An 18,495-nucleotide genomic window follows, 5' to 3' on the forward strand; every position below is an offset into this window, starting at 1 on the left:
CTTAAGCTCTACGGGCGCGCGAGAGGCGCTCGGCAATCATGACAAATGCCGTAATCAGGACGAGCAGGACGACCGAAACAGCTGCGAGCGCTGGGCTCACCTTGAGCAAGGCATCGTCCCACATTTGCTTGGGAAGCGTTCCGAACAGGCCGCCGGTGACGAAGAGAGCCACCGTCAGCTCGTCAAAGGAGGTCACGAACGCGAACAGGTAGGCCGCTATGAGGCCGTTCCGGATCAGTGGAAGCGTAATGCGGCGGAGCGTAGCGATCCGGCGGGCCCCCATCGTCGCTGCAGCCTGCTCGAGCCGCCAGTCGTGATGCCGGAGCACAGCCATCACGGTGATGGTCACATAGGGCACGGAAAGGACCGCGTGCCCGATGATCAGACCCAGGGTGGTTCCGATCAGACCAAGCTGTGCGAACAGGTAGAAGAGCCCGACCGCCGTGACGATGCGAGGCACGATCAACGGCGCCAAAATCAACGCGAGCACACCTGACTTGCCAGGCAGGTTGAACCGATTAAGCGCGAACGCCGCAGGTGTCCCGATCAGGAGCGCTAGCAATGCAGACAGTCCAGCAACCACAAAGGACCGCGCTCCTGCCTGCAGCCATTGTGGGGACTCGGCGATAGCGACGTACCATTGGGACGAGAACAATGCAGGCGGCCATTCGATGAAGGCGCCTTTCGAGAACGATACTGGAATCAGAAAGAGGGCCGGAACTGAAAGAAACAGCAGAACGAAGACTCGCGTCGCCCGACCGACGGTGGCAGGCCGGCCCCCGATCGCGCCGAACGATGAAGCCATGCCGTCCGACAATCGCCCAGCAAGCGCGAGACTGGCCTTGCTGATCTTGCTCAAACCGGTCGAGGATCCGGAACTGTCGTTCGCCTCGCCCGCCAGTGTCGACATGCCGACAAGGCGGTCATACAGCAAGAAGATTATCAAGGTCGCGGCGATGAGCAGTGCCGAGATGGCGCCCGCGAACGACCAATTCATCATCTCCTGAATTTGCTGGATGATGAGCTGCCCGATCATCGTCTGCTTCGGCGAACCGAGAAGCGCCGGTGTGATGAAAAAACCGAGGGCCGAGATAAAAACGAGCAGTCCAGCCGCGGCGACGCCGGGGAAGGACAGCGGAAAATAGATGCGCCAGAACGTCGCTCCTCCCCGCGCTCCCATGATGGAAGCCGCCCGCTCGAGGTCGCGGTTGATCTTCTCCATCACCGGCACGAGCGTCAGGATCGCAAGCGGCATCAAGGCGTGAACCATGCCGACCATGACGCCCGCCATATTGTAGATCAGGTCCAACGGCGCTTGCGCGAGCCCGAGCCTCAGGAGCGTGTCGTTGACGACGCCGGTTCGCCCCAGCAGCACAATCCAGGCGAAGGTGCGAACGAGGAAGCTGGTCCAGAACGGCAGAAGGACCCAAAGCATCAGACGCGCTCGACTTTGTCCGTCTGCTCGCGCAATCGCGTATGCGACCGGATACCCGGCCACCAGCGAGACGACAGTCGTGCAGAACGCGATCTGCAGCGTCGTCCAGAGGACCGACAGGTACACCGGAGTTCCGAACAGGCGGCTGTACTGGAGGAGAGTGAAATGGCCTGAACCATCAAACAGGCTGAGTCCCAGGAGCCTGACGACCGGATAGAGGAAAAACCCGCCGAGCAGAACCGCAATTGGAATCAGAAGCACCCAACCGCCGACGTTCTCGCGACGCGGCGAAATCGTAAGGGGCTCGGATGGCGTTGTTTCGGATAGGATGGTCACGGGCTTCGTCGACCTCACGCCGCTTTTGGAAGCACAATTCCTGCGCCGGTTTCCCAGCCAACGCGAACCGCTTCGCCTGGCTGGAGCCCGCCATTCCCGGCCGTCAGGAGGAGCGCTGTCAATCGGCCGCCATCTTCCGCGTCGATCGTGACACGTGTCAGCGCGCCCAGCATCACGCTTTCGCGAATCTTGCCCGTCACCTCATTGTCCGCGACATCGGCGCCCGCGAGCAGCCTCAGTCGCTCCGGTCGAATCCCGAGAAGGGCTTCGCCCTCGACAGGACTGCCGTCGACCGCGCACCCCTGGAAGGTCGTCCCGGCTTTGCTCTTGAGTTCGCGCCTGTCGCCTGCGGAGCCGGTAATCGAGACCGGCAGCAGATTTGACTCACCGATGAAGTTCGCCGCGAACGCCGTTTGCGGCCGGAAATACAACTCGTCAGGCGTGCCGATCTGCTCGATCTGAGCGTTGTTCATCAGGCAAATTCGGTCCGAAAGACCCATCGCCTCATCCTGATCGTGTGTCACATACAGCACAGTAATGCCGAGTTCGCGGTGGAGACGACGAATCTCCTCCTGCATCTGCTCGCGCAGTTTCTTGTCGAGCGCGCCCAACGGCTCGTCCATCAGGATGATTGAGGGCCGATAGACCATGGCGCGCGCAAGCGCCACGCGCTGTTGCTGGCCACCCGACAGACGCGCAGGCAAACGATCTGCGAGATGACCGAGGCGGACAAGGTCCAGCGTCGCACGCACGCGCTCCTCGATCTCGGCTTTTGGCAGCCTTCTCATCTCCAGTGGAAACGCCACGTTCTCGGCGACCGTCAGGTGCGGAAAGAGCGCGTAGCTCTGGAACACCATGCCGATGTCCCGGTCATAACTCGGCGCGTTTGTGGCAGGCCGACCATCGATCATCACCTGCCCCGAGGTCGGCATGACCAACCCCGCGACAATCATGAGCAGTGTCGTCTTTCCCGAGCCGGAGGGGCCTAGTAGCGTCAGGAACTCGCCTTCAGCGAGATCGAAAGACGCACCCTGAAGTGCAACGACTGGACCATAGGTCTTTCCGACGTTGCGCGTCGCGAGCTTGATAGGCTTTGCCAAATGAGTTGCTGTCATCCCAGTAGCCATGCATTGAAACGCTCCTGAATAGCGCTCTGTGCTCCAGCCCAGTACTTGGTGTTGATCTGAACGGCGGTCTTCAGATTCTCCGGCGAGGTCGGAAGCACCTTGGCGCGCGCGGCGTCGATGTACTTGTAGGCGTCGGGATGAACAGGCCCGTACGACAGGTCCTTGGTAAACGCCGCCTGGCGCTGAGGATCTCGCGTAAACGCGATGAATTCGCGCACGAGGTCGGCCTTTGGTCCGCCCTTGATGACGCAGAAGCCCTCCGTGCCGAGAAGACCCTGGTTGAACACCACTTTCGCCGGCGCGCCATCGTCGATGGCCGCCTGAGCGCGCGCGTTCCACGTCGGGCAGAGATCCACTTCGCGCGTCTTGAGCATCTGCGAGGTCTGAGCGCCGCCGGTCCACCAGATCTGTACGTCCTTCTTCAGGCGATCAAGGCTCTTGAAGGCGCGGTCGAGGTCCAACGGATAGAGCTGATCGGCGGGAACGCCATCAGCAAGAAGCGCCTGCTCGAGCGTGTCCTGCGGTGCCTTGCGCAGCGCTCGCCTGCCCGGGAAATCCTTTACGTTCCAGAAATCAGCCCACGAGCCAGGAGCTTTCTTTCGTGTGAAGGCGTCGTCGCGATAGGCGAACACCGTCTGAAGCGCCAGGACGGGCATGAAGCTAGGCGTAACGTAACGCTCCGGAATGCCGCCGGCCGAGGCCCGATGCTCCTCGAGAAACAAGCCGGACTTCGGGTCCATCAGCACGTCGTGAGACATGTTGTTCAGAAGAGCGCCGTCCCAGACGTAGCTCTTCGTCTCGACCATGCTTTTGATGTACGCAATCGGATCATGTTGGCCGACCACGCCGGCCACTTCAATGCCTGTGGCCTTCCTGAAGGGTTCGTAGAACGCGACCGTGAAGCCGGGGGTATAAGGGCCGCCGGGATCTCGCAGGACGATGCGTCGGTTTTCCTGCGCCCTCAGCCCCCAGATCGCTGGCGCAAACACTGCCCCACCGGCGATAGCCGCCGTCCCCAGAAATGCGCGACGCGATAGAGCGATCGTTTGCTTGTTCCTGCTCATGGGCCTCCCCTTTCCTCTCAAGACGCCAATTCCAGCATCATTGACATGTCAGTTCTGACATGTCAATGATCGTTCGTTCTATGGCCTATGGCAAAAGCGAAGGAGAAATGCGCCATGACGATCCACCGCAGCGGGACCAACAGGCGCCTGAGCAAGCTCGTCGTTCACCGGGGAATTGCGTACTTGGCGGGACAGGTCGCCGATACCCTGAACGCTCCGGTCGAGGTACAGACCAAGGAAACGCTTGCGAAGATTGATGCGCTGCTCAAGGAGGCAGGCAGCGACAAAACAAAGATCCTGTCGGCGCAAATCTGGCTCGCATCCATGGAGGACGCGCCAAAGATGAATGCGATCTGGGAAGAATGGATGCCGGAAGGTCAGGCACCGGCGCGCGCCACCGTCGGCGCGCCGCTCGCCTCTCAGCGTCACCTCGTCGAGATCAAGGTTACCGCCGCCGTCGACTGAGGGCCTATCAGGATCTCGCCGCGGCCAGGCGCGCCGGGATTCTCAGGGTCCGTCGACCCGTAATCAGTTCAGGCGCAGCCGCAAAGACAGCCATAACGCGATCTTGGCTGCGCCTGATCCCGTCGAGCGTCGTTCTGTGCGCTGCGGCCCGATCGCCTGCAACAATAGCGTCGATCATGGGGCCATGACCGCGCGACCAGTCGTCGGATAACTCCGATTCGCTGGCGGTCAGATAGAGGATGCGTAGGGACTCGTCGTGCAGTTTTGTCACCGATTTCGCCAGCCGGGAGCTTCCGCTGGCGTCCGCGATCGCGACATGAAAGTCGCGGTTGGCGAGCAGAAACCGTCGCTTCGCGGTGATATCGCTCACGCGATAGGGATTGGCGCAGGCTTTATTCAGACGCCTGAGCTTCGCTTCCGAGATGTTGCCCGCCGCGCGCGCCGCAGACTCCGGCTCGACAATCTCACGCATGGCGAAGATATCCACGACGTCATCCATCGTCATGGGCGCCACGACATGGCCGCTACGCGGTCTGCTCGTGACCCAGCCGTCCTGGCCCAGCCGGGACAGGGCGTGCCGCACCGACGCCTTGCCAACCCCATAGTGGGCAGCAAGATAGCCCTCGGATAGCTCCTCGCCCGGCGGCAGGTCGCAGGAGATGATCGCAAGCTTCAACGTCTCGTAGAACTGGTCCTTAATCTGACCTTCAGAAGCTTCGTCCACCGCACGTCCTCGCGTTCTATTGACATGTCAGATGTGACATGTCAGACAATTGACAGGAGGATAGCCGATATGCCAAAGATTGTGAAGTCAGGACAGGATGCGGGTGCTCAGGCGGTTGAGGATGCGAGTGTCCGGGCAACGGTGGAAACCCTGTTGGCGGACATTGCCTCGCGAGGCGATGCCGCCGTGCGCGATGCATCACGCAAGTTCGACGCCTGGGACCGTACTGATTTCAGGCTCACGGACAAAGAAATTGCAGACTGCATCAGCCAGTTGTCGCATCAGGATCTCGACGATATCCGGTTTGCGCAGGAGCAGGTCCGCAACTTCGCCGAAATCCAGCGCTCCGCCCTGAAGGACGTCGAAGCGGAGACACTTCCTGGCGTCATCCTTGGTCACAAGAACATCCCGGTCGACGCCGTCGGTTGCTATGTTCCGGGAGGCAAGTATCCCCTGCTCGCTTCGGCCCACATGTCGGTCATCACCGCGAAGGTCGCCGGCGTGAAGCGCGTGCTGACTTGCGCCCCGCCCTATCAGGGCCGTCCGGCTCCGCCAATCGTGGCCGCACAGAAACTCGCCGGAGCCGACGAAATCTACTGTCTCGGTGGCGTGCAGGCGGTCGGCGCGATGGCGCTCGGCACAAAAACCATCCCGGCCGTAGACATGCTGGTCGGACCCGGCAACGCTTACGTCGCCGAAGCCAAGCGACAGCTATTCGGCCGGGTCGGCATCGATCTGTTCGCGGGACCGACCGAGACACTGGTGATCGCCGACGACTCGACGGATGGCGAGATGTGCGCCACCGACCTGCTTGGCCAGGCGGAACACGGACCCGATTCTCCGGCGATCCTGCTGACGACGTCAGAGAAGCTGGCCAAGGATACGCTAGCTGAAATCGAGCGGCTGCTCGGCATTCTTCCGACCGCAGCGATCGCTCGGAAGGCCTGGGAAGCGCACGGCGAGATTATCGTCTGCGCCGACGACGCCGAGATGGTGCGCGAAGCCAATCGTATCGCGTCCGAGCACGTCCAGGTCATGACACGTGATCCCGACTACTTCCTCGAGAAACTCACCAATTATGGCTCGCTCTTCCTCGGGCCACGCACCAACGTGGCGTTTGGCGACAAGGTCATCGGGACGAACCACACCCTTCCGACACGAACTGCGGCCCGATATACTGGCGGCCTCTGGGTCGGGAAATTCCTGAAGACTGTAACGTATCAGCGCGTCGTCACCGACAAAGCCGCGGCAGAGATAGGCGCCTATTGCTCACGTCTCTGCACCCTGGAAGGATTTGTCGGCCACGCTGAGCAGGCGAACGTTCGGGTCCGGCGCTATGGTGGCAAGAATGTGCCATATGGCGCGCCCGTCCCCGCAGCGACCTCGGCAGCATCATGATCAAGCGCATCTTACCGTACGAAGGACTGCTTCACGAAGTTGTCGAGCATAACGGCGTGCTCTACATCGGCGGGATTGTCCCCGAGGACACGAGCCTTGACATGACCGGCCAGGCAAACGACGTGCTTAGCCAATTGTCGTGCTTGCTGATAACTCTCGGATCGGACCTGTCTAATGTCTTGCAGGCGACCATCTTCGTTACGAAGCTTGGCGAGAAGGCTGAATTCAATTCGGCCTGGAAGGCGCATTTCGCCGAAGCCCATCTTCCCGCCCGTGCCGTGATCGGAGTCGCCGATCTCGGCTTGGGCGTTAAGCTTGAGATGACGGCAATTGCGGCTCGTCGGACCTAGGGTAGAACCATCGGGCTATGAATAGCCCCAGCCCAATGCATCGCGCCCCTCTGGAATGCGGCTTCAGGAGCACCGGCGGATGCGACGAACTCCTCAACGGCCGGCCGACCGTCGCAGGCCGCACTTCTTTCACCTGGGCCTCGAGCGCCGGCAAGGGACGGCAGTTCAACAGAACGGTGACATCAGGTCGGCGGACGCCCAGTGGGATCCTTGGCGATTGCCGCGGCGGACAGCATGCGGAAGATTGGCTTTTCGCCAGGCTGGCCTAGGAAGGAAACGCCGTTTGCCGACTTTCCCGTGTTCTGACCGCCCCCCTTTCTGCTAGCTCTAAAAGCCAATGGCTTTCCGACGATGGTGGATGCTCCTGCTGGGCCCACCAACAAATCGAGGGCTTAGTCGGCCTTTATTTCACAGCCGGTTCGTCACCGCACCAGAAACGCCCAGCTTCGTCGCGCTGAGTGCAGCTTCAGCTGTCAACCAACTTCTCCGGCTTCAATCTGACTACGATAATCTGCGATGAAGACAGAGGTCAGTCAGTCTTCACGTAACCAGCTCTGACCGCCTCGCGAGCGAACCAAGGGCGCAATTGGCGGAGCGCGAACTCAAGGCTTTCCATCGAGATGGCGAAGCTGAAACGAACGAACCGGCCTCCGTCGACCGGATCGAAATCGATCCCTGGCGCGACGGCCACGCCGGTCTCCTGCAGCAACCGTTTGCAGAAAGAGAGGCTGTCGTTCGTCAGGTGGCCCACATCAGCATAGATGTAAAAAGCTCCGTCGGGTGGCGCCGTGGTAGACAGGCCGAGTTCAGGAAGTATATCCAGCAGGCGATCCCGGTTGGCCCTGTAGGTCTCCAGATGTCCGTCGAGTTCTTCGCGCGCCTCGAACGCCGCAAGCGCCGCGTGTTGGCTCAGCGACGGAGCGCTGAGGAAGAGATTTCCAACTCGAGCTCTCGCCGCGTGCAGATGCTTTTTGGGAGCGAGTAGCCAACCGAGCCGCCAGCCCGCCATACTGAAATATTTAGAGAAGCTGCTGATCACTACGGCCGAGGGCGCAAATTCGAGCATCGATCGTGCCGGGGCGCTGTAACTGAGACCATGGTAGATTTCGTCTGAAATGATATGAATATTGCGTGCAACGCAGACTTGCGCGATAGCAGAGAGCTCCCGGGCCTCCAGGATCGTGCCTGTAGGGTTGGCAGGACTTGCGAGGATGATCCCTGCCGGTGCAGGGTCCAGTTCGGTAAGCGCCTTTGCTGTGAGCTGATACCTCGTGGCCGGCCCGCAAGGAACCTCGACCGGGACCATGTGCAGCGCACGCAAGGTGTTACGGTATGCCACGTAGCCTGGGCGCGCGAACGCTACACGTTCGCCGGGGCTGAAGAGCGTCGCGAGCGCAAGCACCAGGGCTGGCGAAGCTCCACATGTCAGAATGAAGCGCTCAGGCTCAATCTGCAGCCCGTAGGAATCTTCATAGTGACGCGCCAGACGCGCACGAAGAGCGGGGCTCTCCCAGTATCCCATTGGATCATTTTCCAACACGGCACGAGCGGCCGCAAGCGCCGCCCGGGGCGCGCCCGTCGAGGGTTGACCGAACTCCATGTGAACAACACGACGACCCGAGGCGGCGAGTTCGTGCGCCAGACGACTGATTGAGATAGTATGGTAAGGAGCAATCTGGGACATGAAGACCTCTGTACGCAGACGGTTGATTTTGCTTGAGCTCGTTTCTGACTGGAGATTAGAAGCCGACGGCAGACCCTTGGCCGCTGTGCAGACATTGATCCTAGCGCCATCCGCCGGTATCAGCCACAAGGTGGCGAAGACGAGGATTCTCGCAAACTACCAGCATGCTAAGCCTCCAACTGGCCTCGCCGCGGATCGTGTCCCAGCGCCGAGGGCACGATCGCTTCTATCAAATGCGGGCCTGGTGTAGCGAATGCGCGCTCCAACTCCTTTACGAAGTCGGCTACCGTCGTACAGCGCGCGGCGCTCATGCCCATGCCCTCCGCCAGCTTCGAGAAGCTCAACGCCGGTTCCTGCAAGTCGAGTTGAGCCCGGGCCTTGGGGCCCGCTCCCAAAGCGCCTACTCGCCCGAGTTCGAATCCAAGCACCGCATACGATGCATTGTTGAAGATGACTGTCGTGACATCGAGCTTTTCGCGAACGATCGTCCAAAGCGCCTGGATCGTGTACATTGATGTACCGTCGCCAACCAATGCCAGCACCGGACGGTCGGGACATGCAATAGCCGCCCCTACTGCATTCGGCAAAGCCTGACCGATCGCGCCGCCGCTCAGAGTGAGCAGATCATGTTTCGGGCAGCCGGCTGTATGTTTCAGCAGTGTCGCTCCAGACGTAATCGATTCGTCGATGATGATGGCGCGGCCAGGCAACAGGTGCCCGACGGCCTCACAAACATTTTCCGCAGTCAGTGAGGCTCCCTGAGGACGACCTGGGCGGGTATCGGGAGCCAGCATTGGTGGCGTGCCTTCTGCTCCAAGCGCTCCTGCAAGCTTAGCGAGACTGGCGCCGGCGTCTTGCTCGGATCGAGACAGAACATGTACTTCGCATGTACTTGGCACCAGATAGCTCGGCTTGTCCGGATAAGCGAAGAATGAAACGGGAGCTTTTGCGTCGACCAACACGAGTTTGTCGAATGCCTTTAATTGCGCTGCGGCCAGTTCTGCCACATATGGGATGCGTTCAACTGTAGGGAGGCCGGCTCCGCGCTGCATCCTGGTCGGAAAGGTTTCCGCGAACAGTGTGACGTTGCTATGCGCAGCAATGCGTGCAGCCATAAGCAGAGCTTCTTCCTGCAACGCGGCGCCGCCGAGCAAAATGGCTGTGCGGCTACCTGATCTGATTACTGCGGCGATCGCCCGAACGGCCGCATCGTCGGCGGGGTGTGCGTTCGCGATCGGCCGCGGAGATTCGGTCACACCTCCCTCCCCCCATGAAACGTCGGCGGGAAGGACCAACGTCGCAACCTGGCCGGGCGGCCCCATCGCCGCGCATACGGCGTCGACAGCATCCCGGCACAGCTCGCCGGTGGTCTTCGACGTGCGTACAAAAACCGGAGACACGTTGCGAGCCACAGTTTCGATGTCGGACTGTAGCTGCGCATCGTACTGCACGTGATACGTTGCATGGTCACCGACGATGTTGACCACCGGAACCTTGCCCTTGCGTGCATTGTGCAGGTTGGCCAGACCATTGCCGAGCCCGCACCCAAGATGCAGGAGCGTCGCTGCGGGTTTGCGGGTCATCCGCGCATAACCATCCGCAGCTCCCGTCGCGACGCCTTCGAAGAGGCAGAGGACCGCACGCATGCCGGGAGCAGCGTCCAATGCCGCAACGAAGTGCATTTCGGACGTGCCGGGATTGGTAAAGCAGACCTTGATTCCGGCGTTTACGAGGGTCTGCAAAAGGGCCTGGGCTCCGTTGGGCATGTCGGATCGCTCGTTTCAGACGTCGTATTTGAGCCACGAGCGCCTAAGATTAGTGTTGCGGATAAATATTTCAGCGTGAAGAGAGCGTGTTCTTGTAGATACGTCCGTCTTTCATCACCAGACGCAGCGTCTTGTCTGGGTCGGCAAGAAATTCGAGGCTCTTCGTCGGATCGCCGTCTGCGATGAGGAGATCCGCCAGCGCGCCGGGGGCTATGACTCCGACGTCTCCGCCGTATTGATTGCGAGGCCCGGAAAGGCGGAGAAGCTCACCATTGCGCGCCGTCGCAATGCGCAGGAGATCAAGCGGCTCGTAAACGCCAGGCGACAACTTGGTGAGCTGACGCGCATGGCGGGCTAGCGATTGGGGCGCAAACAAGATGTCAGTCCCCCAAGCAGTATTGATCTTGAATCGCTTTGCGAGATCATAAGCGCGTTCTGTCCCCTTGGCGACCCGCAGCGCCTTCTCCAGACGGGCAGCGTCGAGTTTCGGAGTAGTGACGTCTCCATCCCTGAAGAAGGGCTGCAGACTCCACCAGATACCCTCGCCAGCCATCATGCGCGCCGATTCCTCGTCGGCGAGTTGGCCGTGCTCGATCGACTTCACACCAGCGCGGACGGCGCGCTGGATTCCCCGTGGCGTATAGACGTGGGTCATGACATAGGTACCCCAGTCTTCGGCCGCTTCAACGCCCGCGCGCAACTCACGTTCGGTGTACTGTGTCACGTCGATGGGATCGAAGGAGGAGAAGACCCCACCTCCAGCTGCCATTTTGATCTGTGTTGCACCGAGAAGGAGCTGCTCGCGCACGCGGCGCAGGACTTCACTCTCGCCATCAGCGACGATGCCGAAGCCTGCGGTTTCCCGAAAGCTAAGACGTTGCGAGTCGCGCGGAACTTCATTTCGTTGCCGATAGTCACCGTGACCAGAAGTTTGCGAGATCATTGCACCTGAGGGGAAAATGCGCGGTCCGTCGATGACACCCTGGTCGATCGCCCGCTTGATGGCAAAGCTCGGACCTCCGGCATCACGGACCGTCGTAAAGCCTCTCAAAAGCGTGCGCTCCGCCTCCCGGGCGGCGACGAGGTGAACGTACGGGAGACCGGCAGTAGACATGTCCGCATCAGCGAGGCCGCACATCATTGTGTGCCAATGCGCGTCGATCAGGCCCGGCATGGCGAGACGCCCGCCGCAGTCAATAGTCTCAACACCATCAAGCTTCTCGCCTGACGGCGGGAGACCAGCGAAGCGATTCTCACGCACAAGCACGTTTACATCTTGGCGTATGTTAGTGCTGAGGCCATCGAACAACCGTAGATTGGAAAGCAGGACAGCTCGCCCTAGCGCGGACGGTTGCGCCTTTGCCGGCTTAAGCCCCAACGTCGCAAGAAGGGCTGCGAAGCCACCGAGCGCTTCGCGACGCGACAGACTGGAGCGAATTCTTCGGTTGAAAGCCTCCACTTGCGGGCTACAGCAAGAGCATCGTGAGGACGGTTCTGAATCGCAGACGAATTTTCCAGAATTGGTTGTTCCAGCAATCTGGGAAGAGAAGCGAATTGTCATCAGTAGGATCCAACCAAAACTCTGCGGAAGATTTGGCAGTTCACCATACAGGTGCTGCACCGAGCGTCGGACTCAATCAGCTTGAGCATCCTTCATGTGCTTTACCAAGCCGATAGCGGCCAGAAAGTAATGCATAGACGCCCAAGCATAGAGGAGCTGAGTTACGACAATTCCCTGCCGCGTCGCCAGAGCGATAGCACCACGGCATCTGGATGCCAGCTCGATCGAAGAGTTCGCTGGAGCGACGCCGCCGGGACACGCCAAGCCAAAGCTGCTCGCGGCATCGCCGCCAAAGGCGCTGAACATTCCCGCAAAGCCGAGGCCGGGGTTATTGAAGTTGAACTGGGCCAAATGATCGATGAGCAAACCGGCAAAGACCGGACCGCCACCGAGAGCGACCAAGTTCAGGAAGAGAGAGAGAACAGCGGACGCGGTCGCCCGACGATGAGGCGGCACTGAGTTCTGCACGATCGCGAACGTCGGAGCCAAGTATGTAAGCTGGAAGATGCCCGCGAACAGAAAAAACAGGGCCGCCGCCTTCCAGCTATCGACCATGTAGGCAGAGATTTGGAGCGGTCCGGCGATGGCAAGGCCAATCGCAGGGATCAATGTGTACCAAAGCACGCTCTTTCTGCCGGCCCAGTCGGAGATGAAACCACCGGCAAGCATACCCAAGCCTGCCGAAAAGCCGCCGATCAATCCGACAACCAGACCAATTGTGGTCAGATCCAACCCAAACATCCGCACGAAATATGCCGGCGAAAACACGTTCGAGCTGTAGCTCGCGGCAGAGGCGAGAGTGATGCCCAGCACCATGTGCAACACTGGCCATTTGCCGAACAGCACCTTGGCGACCGCTCCGAGTTCACGGAATTCCTGGATCACAGAGAAGGATGCCTCCTCCTGCGCGCGGCTAAGGTCAGCTCCCACTTCTCGGGTCGGCTCGGAATGACCTCGCGGCGGCTCCTTGACCAGAACCTTGAAGAGGAAAGCTAGTATAATGCCTGGAGCACCGACGACGACGAAAGCCACACGCCAGCTAAACTCGGTGGCCAACCAGCCACCGGCTGCGGCACCAATCATAACGCCGAGGGGAATGCCGAAGGAGTAGATCGACAGCGCGGTGGCCCGCTTTTTGGGCTCGAAGTAGTCACTGATCAGGCTGTGGGCCGGCGGGTTGCAGCCGGCCTCGCCGATGCCAACCCCGAAACGAAAGATGGCCAACTGCACGAAGGTGTGGGCCGCACCGCACAGGGCGGTGAACCCAGACCAAGTGATCAGGGCTAGGGTAATGATGGTCACGCGATTACCCCGTTCGGCCCAGCGCGCGATCGGGAGACCGAGGACGGTGTAAAGAAGGGCGAAGTAGAGGCCGCCGAGCAGCCCCAGCTGCGTGTCGGACAGTTTTAGGTCGACCTTGATGGCCTGACCGATAATTGAGATGATTTGTCGATCGATGAAGTTGAAGGTATACGCCCCGAGAAGGAGGGCCAGCACTGTCGCTTTGTAGCCGTTGGAGTAGAGCGGCTTGGCTTCGGATATTCCGGCGGCTACTGTTTTATTCATTGCTTTGTATTCCCCCCAGGTGATAGCCAACACAATTTGTCTAAACCGCCGCGCTGCAGACGGCTGCTAAATCGCGGAGCAGCAACTGGATCGACCATTGCGACGGCCAGACTGTCGTGCCGGCGGCGACGCCGCCGCGCTTAGCTTCTGAAGCTGGGATCGATCCGGTCCAGCTTGCGCAGAAGGGCAGGCCAGGTCAGGCGTTCGGCGAGCAGGCTCATGCTGTCGGGCCGCGCTTGGGACAGCGCTGTCCGACGGATATCCCGGGGCGGAACGGTTAGTTGCTCACGGCCCGCTGCAAGCATGTGGACCTGCGCTTCACAAGCCCGTTCGAGGAAGTAAAGACGTAGGAAACAGCCTCCGACGCTCGGGCCGACAGCCAGAGTGCCGTGGTTGCGCAGGATCATCGCGCATCTCGAGCCAAGATCCTCCACCAGCCGCTCTCGTTCGGCCAAGTCGGTCGCGATCCCCTCGTATGCATGGTAGGCGATCTCTCCGGCTAGTAGTGCCGTCTGAGTGAGGGGAAGCAGGCCATCCTGCATCGCGGAGACAGCCTGACCGTACGGAGTGTGCAGGTGCATCACCGCTGCGGCATCCTCGCGGCAGGTGTGAATCGCCGAGTGGATCACGAAACCCGCCGGATTTACGGGGTGCTCGGTCTTCCCGACCGGATTTCCGTCCACATCGATCTTGACCAAGCTGGAGGCTGTAATCTCCTCGAACATCAGGTCATATGGATTGATCAGGAAGTGGTGTTCCGGCCCCGGAACGCGAACGGAGAGATGGGTGAAGATGAGGTCATCCCAGCCGTAAAGCGCGACCAGCCGATACGCTGCCGCGAGATTGACACGCGCTGCCCACTCTGCGGGATCCATTCCAGAAATTCGCGTCATGTTTCCCTCCATCGCGTGAGGGATACGCCTACTGCGCGCTACAGATTGTCTAGTTTTTGACAATTGCAAAGTCGCAGGTAAGATCGAAACATGAAGTCGCTGTTCATTCCGCATTTGAAGCAGAGCCAGTGGTTCATTGCGCTCGGCGTCGAGCTTCAGAATGCACTCTTGGGGGCCGCTCGATTGCAGCCTTTCAAGGATCAACAGGCCGTCTATCGTCAAGGCGACGAGCCGACCGGGCTTTACGCAGTGCTTGACGGGCAGGTCCGTCTGATCAGCTACACGGCGGGCGGATCGGGGTTCTTGATGCTGGAGGCTGAATCCGGAGATTGGTTCGGCGAAGCATCAACTCTCGATGGCGAACCTCGACAGCAGGATGCAGTGGGTTTTGGGAGTGGCAATCTCCTCCATCTCTCGATGGGGGACATTGATCGGGTTACTCGCAAGCGGCCAGAATTGTGGCGCGCCATCGGACAACTAGCGACGCAGCACCAGCGGGCAGCCCTAGAATACATTCAATGGCTAATCTCCGCCGGGTTCGAGGCTCGCATCGCACGGCTACTTCTGAGCCGGCACGCGCGTAGCTCCAAAGGCATCATAGAAATATCTCAGGAAGAGATCGCAATGAACGTCGGCGCTTCCCGACAAACGGTTGTCTCCGTCCTGCATCGATTCCGGAAGGCCGGCACCATTTCGCTCAGCTATGGCGCTATCCGGGTCAACAAGGCCGCAATTTTGGCAGGTTGCCTTTAGCTTTCCTTCGTCCCTTCATTTCTCGCGCCAGACAAGAAGTCGTGCCCTGGCTGCCCTCTACTGCGTGCCGGCCCCCGTAGGTCAGGGCGCACGAACCACGTTCACCCGAATCGCCGCCGCCGCCATTCGATCAGCTTGGCACTAACTTCTTCCGGCTTTTCCTGCTGCGTCCAGTGACCGCTTCCCTTGACCAAGTATTTCTCGAGGTCGGGAATCAACTTCTCCATTCCGTCCGCGGCGGACGGCGGTAGAACCTCGTCATTTTCAGCCATGATCATCAGCGAGGGCACCCTGACGGTATGATCGACTTCAGATGAACGCTCCCAGTTTCGTGTCATATTTCTGTACCAATTGATACCGCCGGTGAATCCTGTTTGGGAGAACGTGTCGACGAAGACCTGCATTTCCTCGGCGGTCAAGATTGGCGCGCGTGGGTCGTTTCGGCGGTCATACGCGGCCACCATCTGCGGAAACGCGAGGTGATGCTTCGTGGAGGCTCCGATACCCGCCGTGGCAGTTTCTGCCGTCGCTGGCGCCTTGCGCGGCATTGGCTTTCTCATGAAACAATCGAATGTCTGTTCGACCCGGCTCGCAAAGATCTGATCTGGACCTCGGGCAGGATCCTGGAATTGAACGATGTACATCTGGTCGCCAAACCGTTTGCGCATTAACCCGATCGGATCCGCAGGGGCACGCGCCGTGTGGGGCGTGTTGACACCGACAACGCCGGCAACCCGGGTCGGGTGGCGCAATGGCATTTGCCAGACCACGAAACCACCCCAGTCGTGGCCGACGAAAATGGCCTTGTCGATTTCGAGATGGTCGAGCAGGCCGACGAGGTCGGCCGTCAGATGTTCCAAATCGTAGGATTCCACGCTCTCGGGCCGGTCGGTGGCGCCATATCCGCGCTGGTCAGGCGCAATAACACGGAGCCCCGCCTCACTGAGAGCTTTGATCTGGTGGCGCCAGGAGAATGCAATTTCGGGCCAGCCGTGGCACAGCACGATCGGTGGTACGTCCGATTTGGCTCCTGCCTCATAGTATCCCATCCGAATTCCATTGGTCTGGGCAAATTTAATTGGCGGCATTTCAATCATCGGACGATTCCAATTTCTGATTGCGCGTCAATTTTTGGTGGATTGAATCAGAGCTTGCCAGCAGATCGACATAGTCGGAGAACGCACGTTTGATCTCTAGCTTCGCGGTCTTCTTCGACCAGTTCATCGAACCGGAAATGAACAAGGCAGCATTGCCAATGCAAAAGGCCAGGATGCTGGTGGAAACAAGGTGGACGTCGTCCTGTCGCAAATAGCCGCTCTCGATGCAGTCTTTGACGCATCCGTGCAGCATTCGATAGGTGGGACGGGATATGCGTCTCGCCGAGTCGCGGTCACGGAGACCGGACATGTTACGGCCAGAGAGAAATATGAGTTCAAAGTACGGGCTCTTGTCCAACGCAAAGTCAATAAAGCCATCGGCCAGGAGCATGAGCCTGTCGGCGGCAGACCGACCTTCGCGGTGCCGCTCAAGGTAAGCAGCGAAAATTCCGTAGCCGGCTTCAAGCAAAGCCAACTGCAGCTGTTCCTTGTTTTCAAAATGGCGATAGATCGCCATCGGCGTGACGCCGACGTCGCTGGCGATCTGCCGCATGGACACTTGGTCGTGTCCATGGGTCAGAAAGCGATCGAGCGCCGTCTCCAGAATTCGGTCCCGAGTCGATGGCTTTGCTGGATGCGACATGGCAGCGTCAGATGGCCTGCGGCTGGTGCGGATTGACATACCGCTTTCGAATCTCTGTCATCATATCCACACCCAATATCGTGGAAGCCGTTATAACGCCACCGACCAGAGCGCCGATGATGCCGTCCGTCGAGATGTCCTGTCCAGTGAGATAAAGGCCCTTGATCGGCGTCCGCGCACGCAGCCAGCGTTGGCGGAACCTTTGAGGCGACGCCTCGATTCCCATAAAGCCGCCACGCTCACGCTTGACGAATGTTTCGTAGCTGAGCGGCGTCGAAACTTCGACGCAGTCGAGCGCGGAACGCGCAGCAGGCGCGTGGCGAAAAAGTTCGTCGAGCAGCCGTTCCCTTATGTTTTCCTTCAGCGCCAGGTAATCATCGCCGCGCTTCATCCAGCGCGAGCCGCGCCACTTCTCGAAGTGGCGGAAGTCGGTATAGCCATACATCTCAACCGTCGATTTTCCAGGATGCGCTTCGTCCCAGGAAGGATCCTTGGTCGACGGAAACGTAATGAAGGTCCACGGAAACGGGGCGCTGAAATCCGTCCGATGAGCTTCAAGGTTAGCCTCCAGGTCGTTGCTCGGATGGGCCCAAATGTTGGCCGAACCGAAACCCAGTTCACGGGCCGGCCTGTTGAATCCGATATTTAGACCGACGACGGCATAGGAGTCCGCGACTTTGCCGAGCTGGTCGAGCAGCCCGGTCGGGCGTAGGTTGTCGCGCGACACAAGTCGCCCATAAGTATTCTGGACCCCGGCATTGCTGATGACGACCGGACAAGCCAGTTCTTCGCCTGAGGAGAGGCGGACGCCTTTAGTCTCCCCGTCCTCGACGAGTATTTCAGTTACTTCCGCACTGTGCAGCACCATGCCGCCCGCACGTTCGATAATCGGGACGATCGCCTTGGAGAAGGACTGCCCCCCGCCGGTCGGATAGCTGCCGCCGTTCAGGTAATGTTTGGCGAGCATGCAATGCATCGCAAAAGAGCTCTTGCTTGGCTCAAGGCTGTAGTCACCCCAGTTCGCGCAGAGGACAGCGATCAGTTCCTTGTCGGAAGTCAGTTTTGACAAAACGTCGATGGTCAGTTCGTCGGAGAACCCGTGGAATTTTCCGCACATGGCCTCATAGGTTGCGTCCGCCTGGTTGGGAGGAAGTGCTTTCTCGGCAAAATATCCGGATGACGATTTGGTCACCTCCTGAACGAGATGAAGATACCGGTCGATCGCATCCGTCTCGTTGGGAAAGTAGCGCTTGAGGGCCGCAGCGTAGTTCGTGGCTCCCGCCGGGATATCGTAAGCCTTTCCTGCGATCACCATCCGATTGTAGATATCGGGAAGTTTGGCCCATGCGATGCCGCTTTCGGTTACCGCATCGAACAACCGCCATGTCGTGGTTTGCGACGAGCCGACATCGCCGATGTAGTGAAGGCCGACTGTCCATCGGTAGCCGTTGCGCGAGTAGGACTGCGTAAGTCCTCCCACGACATTATGCTGTTCAAGTAGCAGCACTTTCCACGACTTCTGGGCGAGTAGCGAAGCAACGCTCATGCCGCCCATGCCCGATCCGACGACGATGGCGTCGAACCTACCCTCGATCGGCTTCGCCGGCCGGTAAGCTTGCCCCATGGTTTTCAT

Annotated in this window: 16 protein-coding genes; 4 read left to right on the forward strand and 12 right to left on the reverse strand. The window is 59.8% G+C overall.

Annotated elements, in window-relative coordinates; translation table 11 throughout:
- Position 1: 1 nt before the first annotated feature.
- The 3 genes from RAD15_RS23160 to RAD15_RS23170 are packed head-to-tail and all read right to left on the reverse strand — an operon-like array spanning position 2 to position 3,962.
- Positions 2 to 1,771 (reverse strand): ABC transporter permease subunit, encoded by a 1,770-nt coding sequence (locus RAD15_RS23160; RefSeq protein WP_458180512.1) that lies wholly within the window; start codon positions 1,769 to 1,771, stop codon positions 2 to 4.
- Positions 1,772 to 1,785: 14 nt separating this feature from the next.
- Complete coding sequence (locus RAD15_RS23165) at positions 1,786 to 2,886, reverse strand: ABC transporter ATP-binding protein (protein WP_458180513.1); 1,101 nt, start codon at positions 2,884 to 2,886, stop codon at positions 1,786 to 1,788.
- The gene (locus RAD15_RS23170) at positions 2,883 to 3,962 is read right to left on the reverse strand and encodes an ABC transporter substrate-binding protein (protein WP_458180514.1); all 1,080 of its coding nucleotides are present in this window, start codon (positions 3,960 to 3,962) and stop codon (positions 2,883 to 2,885) included. Before RAD15_RS23170 ends, RAD15_RS23165 begins: the two co-directional genes overlap by 4 nt.
- Positions 3,963 to 4,076: 114 nt before the next feature.
- On the opposite strand from RAD15_RS23170, the gene RAD15_RS23175 reads away from it, so the two are divergent.
- Positions 4,077 to 4,427, forward strand: a complete 351-nt coding sequence (locus tag RAD15_RS23175) for a RidA family protein (RefSeq protein ID WP_458180515.1) — start codon at positions 4,077 to 4,079, stop codon at positions 4,425 to 4,427.
- Between the two features lie 7 nt (positions 4,428 to 4,434).
- Here the strand turns inward: RAD15_RS23175 and RAD15_RS23180 are convergent, their stop codons facing one another.
- Positions 4,435 to 5,151, reverse strand: coding sequence for a GntR family transcriptional regulator (locus RAD15_RS23180; protein WP_458180516.1), 717 nt, complete (start codon positions 5,149 to 5,151; stop codon positions 4,435 to 4,437).
- A gap of 69 nt (positions 5,152 to 5,220) precedes the next feature.
- Here RAD15_RS23180 and hisD point away from each other — a divergent pair, with 69 nt between their 5' ends.
- Together hisD and RAD15_RS23190 are read left to right on the forward strand one after the other, a co-directional pair.
- Positions 5,221 to 6,549: a histidinol dehydrogenase gene (hisD, locus tag RAD15_RS23185; protein WP_458180517.1), complete on the forward strand. Its 1,329-nt coding sequence runs from the start codon at positions 5,221 to 5,223 to the stop codon at positions 6,547 to 6,549.
- Positions 6,546 to 6,899: a RidA family protein gene (locus tag RAD15_RS23190; RefSeq protein ID WP_458180518.1), complete on the forward strand. Its 354-nt coding sequence runs from the start codon at positions 6,546 to 6,548 to the stop codon at positions 6,897 to 6,899. The genes hisD and RAD15_RS23190 overlap by 4 nt, the downstream gene beginning before the upstream one ends.
- A 529-nt stretch (positions 6,900 to 7,428) precedes the next feature.
- On the opposite strand, the gene RAD15_RS23195 is transcribed toward RAD15_RS23190, so the two are convergent.
- From RAD15_RS23195 to RAD15_RS23215, 5 genes are all read right to left on the reverse strand, one after another.
- Complete coding sequence (locus tag RAD15_RS23195) at positions 7,429 to 8,583, reverse strand: pyridoxal phosphate-dependent aminotransferase (RefSeq protein ID WP_458180519.1); 1,155 nt, start codon at positions 8,581 to 8,583, stop codon at positions 7,429 to 7,431.
- 167 nt (positions 8,584 to 8,750) lie between these two features.
- Positions 8,751 to 10,349 (reverse strand): acetolactate synthase large subunit, encoded by a 1,599-nt coding sequence (locus tag RAD15_RS23200; RefSeq protein WP_458180520.1) that lies wholly within the window; start codon positions 10,347 to 10,349, stop codon positions 8,751 to 8,753.
- A gap of 70 nt (positions 10,350 to 10,419) precedes the next feature.
- Positions 10,420 to 11,910 carry an amidohydrolase family protein gene (locus RAD15_RS23205; protein ID WP_458180521.1) on the reverse strand — a complete coding sequence of 497 codons (1,491 nt, stop codon included), beginning with the start codon at positions 11,908 to 11,910 and terminating at the stop codon, positions 10,420 to 10,422.
- 72 nt (positions 11,911 to 11,982) lie between these two features.
- Positions 11,983 to 13,476, reverse strand: coding sequence for a spinster family MFS transporter (locus tag RAD15_RS23210; RefSeq protein WP_458180522.1), 1,494 nt, complete (start codon positions 13,474 to 13,476; stop codon positions 11,983 to 11,985).
- A 140-nt stretch (positions 13,477 to 13,616) separates the two neighbouring features.
- Complete coding sequence (locus tag RAD15_RS23215) at positions 13,617 to 14,369, reverse strand: class II aldolase/adducin family protein (RefSeq protein WP_458180523.1); 753 nt, start codon at positions 14,367 to 14,369, stop codon at positions 13,617 to 13,619.
- Positions 14,370 to 14,459: 90 nt separating this feature from the next.
- Between RAD15_RS23215 and RAD15_RS23220 the strand changes: the two genes are divergently transcribed.
- A complete protein-coding gene (locus RAD15_RS23220; protein WP_458180524.1) occupies positions 14,460 to 15,122 on the forward strand; it encodes a Crp/Fnr family transcriptional regulator in 663 nt (220 codons plus the stop codon).
- Positions 15,123 to 15,223: 101 nt separating this feature from the next.
- On the opposite strand, the gene RAD15_RS23225 is transcribed toward RAD15_RS23220, so the two are convergent.
- From RAD15_RS23225 to RAD15_RS23235, 3 genes are read right to left on the reverse strand one after another with little or no spacing between them, the layout of a single operon-like run.
- Positions 15,224 to 16,219, reverse strand: a complete 996-nt coding sequence (locus RAD15_RS23225; protein ID WP_458180525.1) for an alpha/beta fold hydrolase — start codon at positions 16,217 to 16,219, stop codon at positions 15,224 to 15,226.
- Positions 16,212 to 16,901 carry a TetR/AcrR family transcriptional regulator gene (locus RAD15_RS23230; RefSeq protein ID WP_458180526.1) on the reverse strand — a complete coding sequence of 230 codons (690 nt, stop codon included), beginning with the start codon at positions 16,899 to 16,901 and terminating at the stop codon, positions 16,212 to 16,214. The genes RAD15_RS23225 and RAD15_RS23230 overlap by 8 nt, the downstream gene beginning before the upstream one ends.
- Positions 16,870 to 18,495, reverse strand: a complete 1,626-nt coding sequence (locus RAD15_RS23235; RefSeq protein WP_458180527.1) for a phytoene desaturase family protein — start codon at positions 18,493 to 18,495, stop codon at positions 16,870 to 16,872. The genes RAD15_RS23230 and RAD15_RS23235 overlap by 32 nt, the downstream gene beginning before the upstream one ends.

The sequence above is a fragment of the Bradyrhizobium sp. 14AA genome, assembly GCF_054185205.1.

Excerpts from the sequence above, each read along its gene's own strand:
- RAD15_RS23165 (WP_458180513.1), bottom strand. The coding sequence starts at position 2,886 with ATGACAGCAACTCATTTGGCAAAGCCTATCAAGCTCGCGACGCGCAAC.
- RAD15_RS23170 (WP_458180514.1), bottom strand. The coding sequence starts at position 3,962 with ATGAGCAGGAACAAGCAAACGATCGCTCTATCGCGTCGCGCATTTCTG.
- RAD15_RS23175 (WP_458180515.1), top strand. The coding sequence starts at position 4,077 with ATGACGATCCACCGCAGCGGGACCAACAGGCGCCTGAGCAAGCTCGTC.
- hisD (WP_458180517.1), top strand. The coding sequence starts at position 5,221 with ATGCCAAAGATTGTGAAGTCAGGACAGGATGCGGGTGCTCAGGCGGTT.
- RAD15_RS23190 (WP_458180518.1), top strand. The coding sequence starts at position 6,546 with ATGATCAAGCGCATCTTACCGTACGAAGGACTGCTTCACGAAGTTGTC.
- RAD15_RS23195 (WP_458180519.1), bottom strand. The coding sequence starts at position 8,583 with ATGTCCCAGATTGCTCCTTACCATACTATCTCAATCAGTCGTCTGGCG.
- RAD15_RS23200 (WP_458180520.1), bottom strand. The coding sequence starts at position 10,349 with ATGCCCAACGGAGCCCAGGCCCTTTTGCAGACCCTCGTAAACGCCGGA.
- RAD15_RS23205 (WP_458180521.1), bottom strand. The coding sequence starts at position 11,910 with ATGACAATTCGCTTCTCTTCCCAGATTGCTGGAACAACCAATTCTGGA.
- RAD15_RS23210 (WP_458180522.1), bottom strand. The coding sequence starts at position 13,476 with ATGAATAAAACAGTAGCCGCCGGAATATCCGAAGCCAAGCCGCTCTAC.
- RAD15_RS23215 (WP_458180523.1), bottom strand. The coding sequence starts at position 14,369 with ATGACGCGAATTTCTGGAATGGATCCCGCAGAGTGGGCAGCGCGTGTC.
- RAD15_RS23220 (WP_458180524.1), top strand. The coding sequence starts at position 14,460 with ATGAAGTCGCTGTTCATTCCGCATTTGAAGCAGAGCCAGTGGTTCATT.
- RAD15_RS23225 (WP_458180525.1), bottom strand. The coding sequence starts at position 16,219 with ATGATTGAAATGCCGCCAATTAAATTTGCCCAGACCAATGGAATTCGG.
- RAD15_RS23230 (WP_458180526.1), bottom strand. The coding sequence starts at position 16,901 with ATGTCAATCCGCACCAGCCGCAGGCCATCTGACGCTGCCATGTCGCAT.
- RAD15_RS23235 (WP_458180527.1), bottom strand. The coding sequence starts at position 18,495 with ATGAAAACCATGGGGCAAGCTTACCGGCCGGCGAAGCCGATCGAGGGT.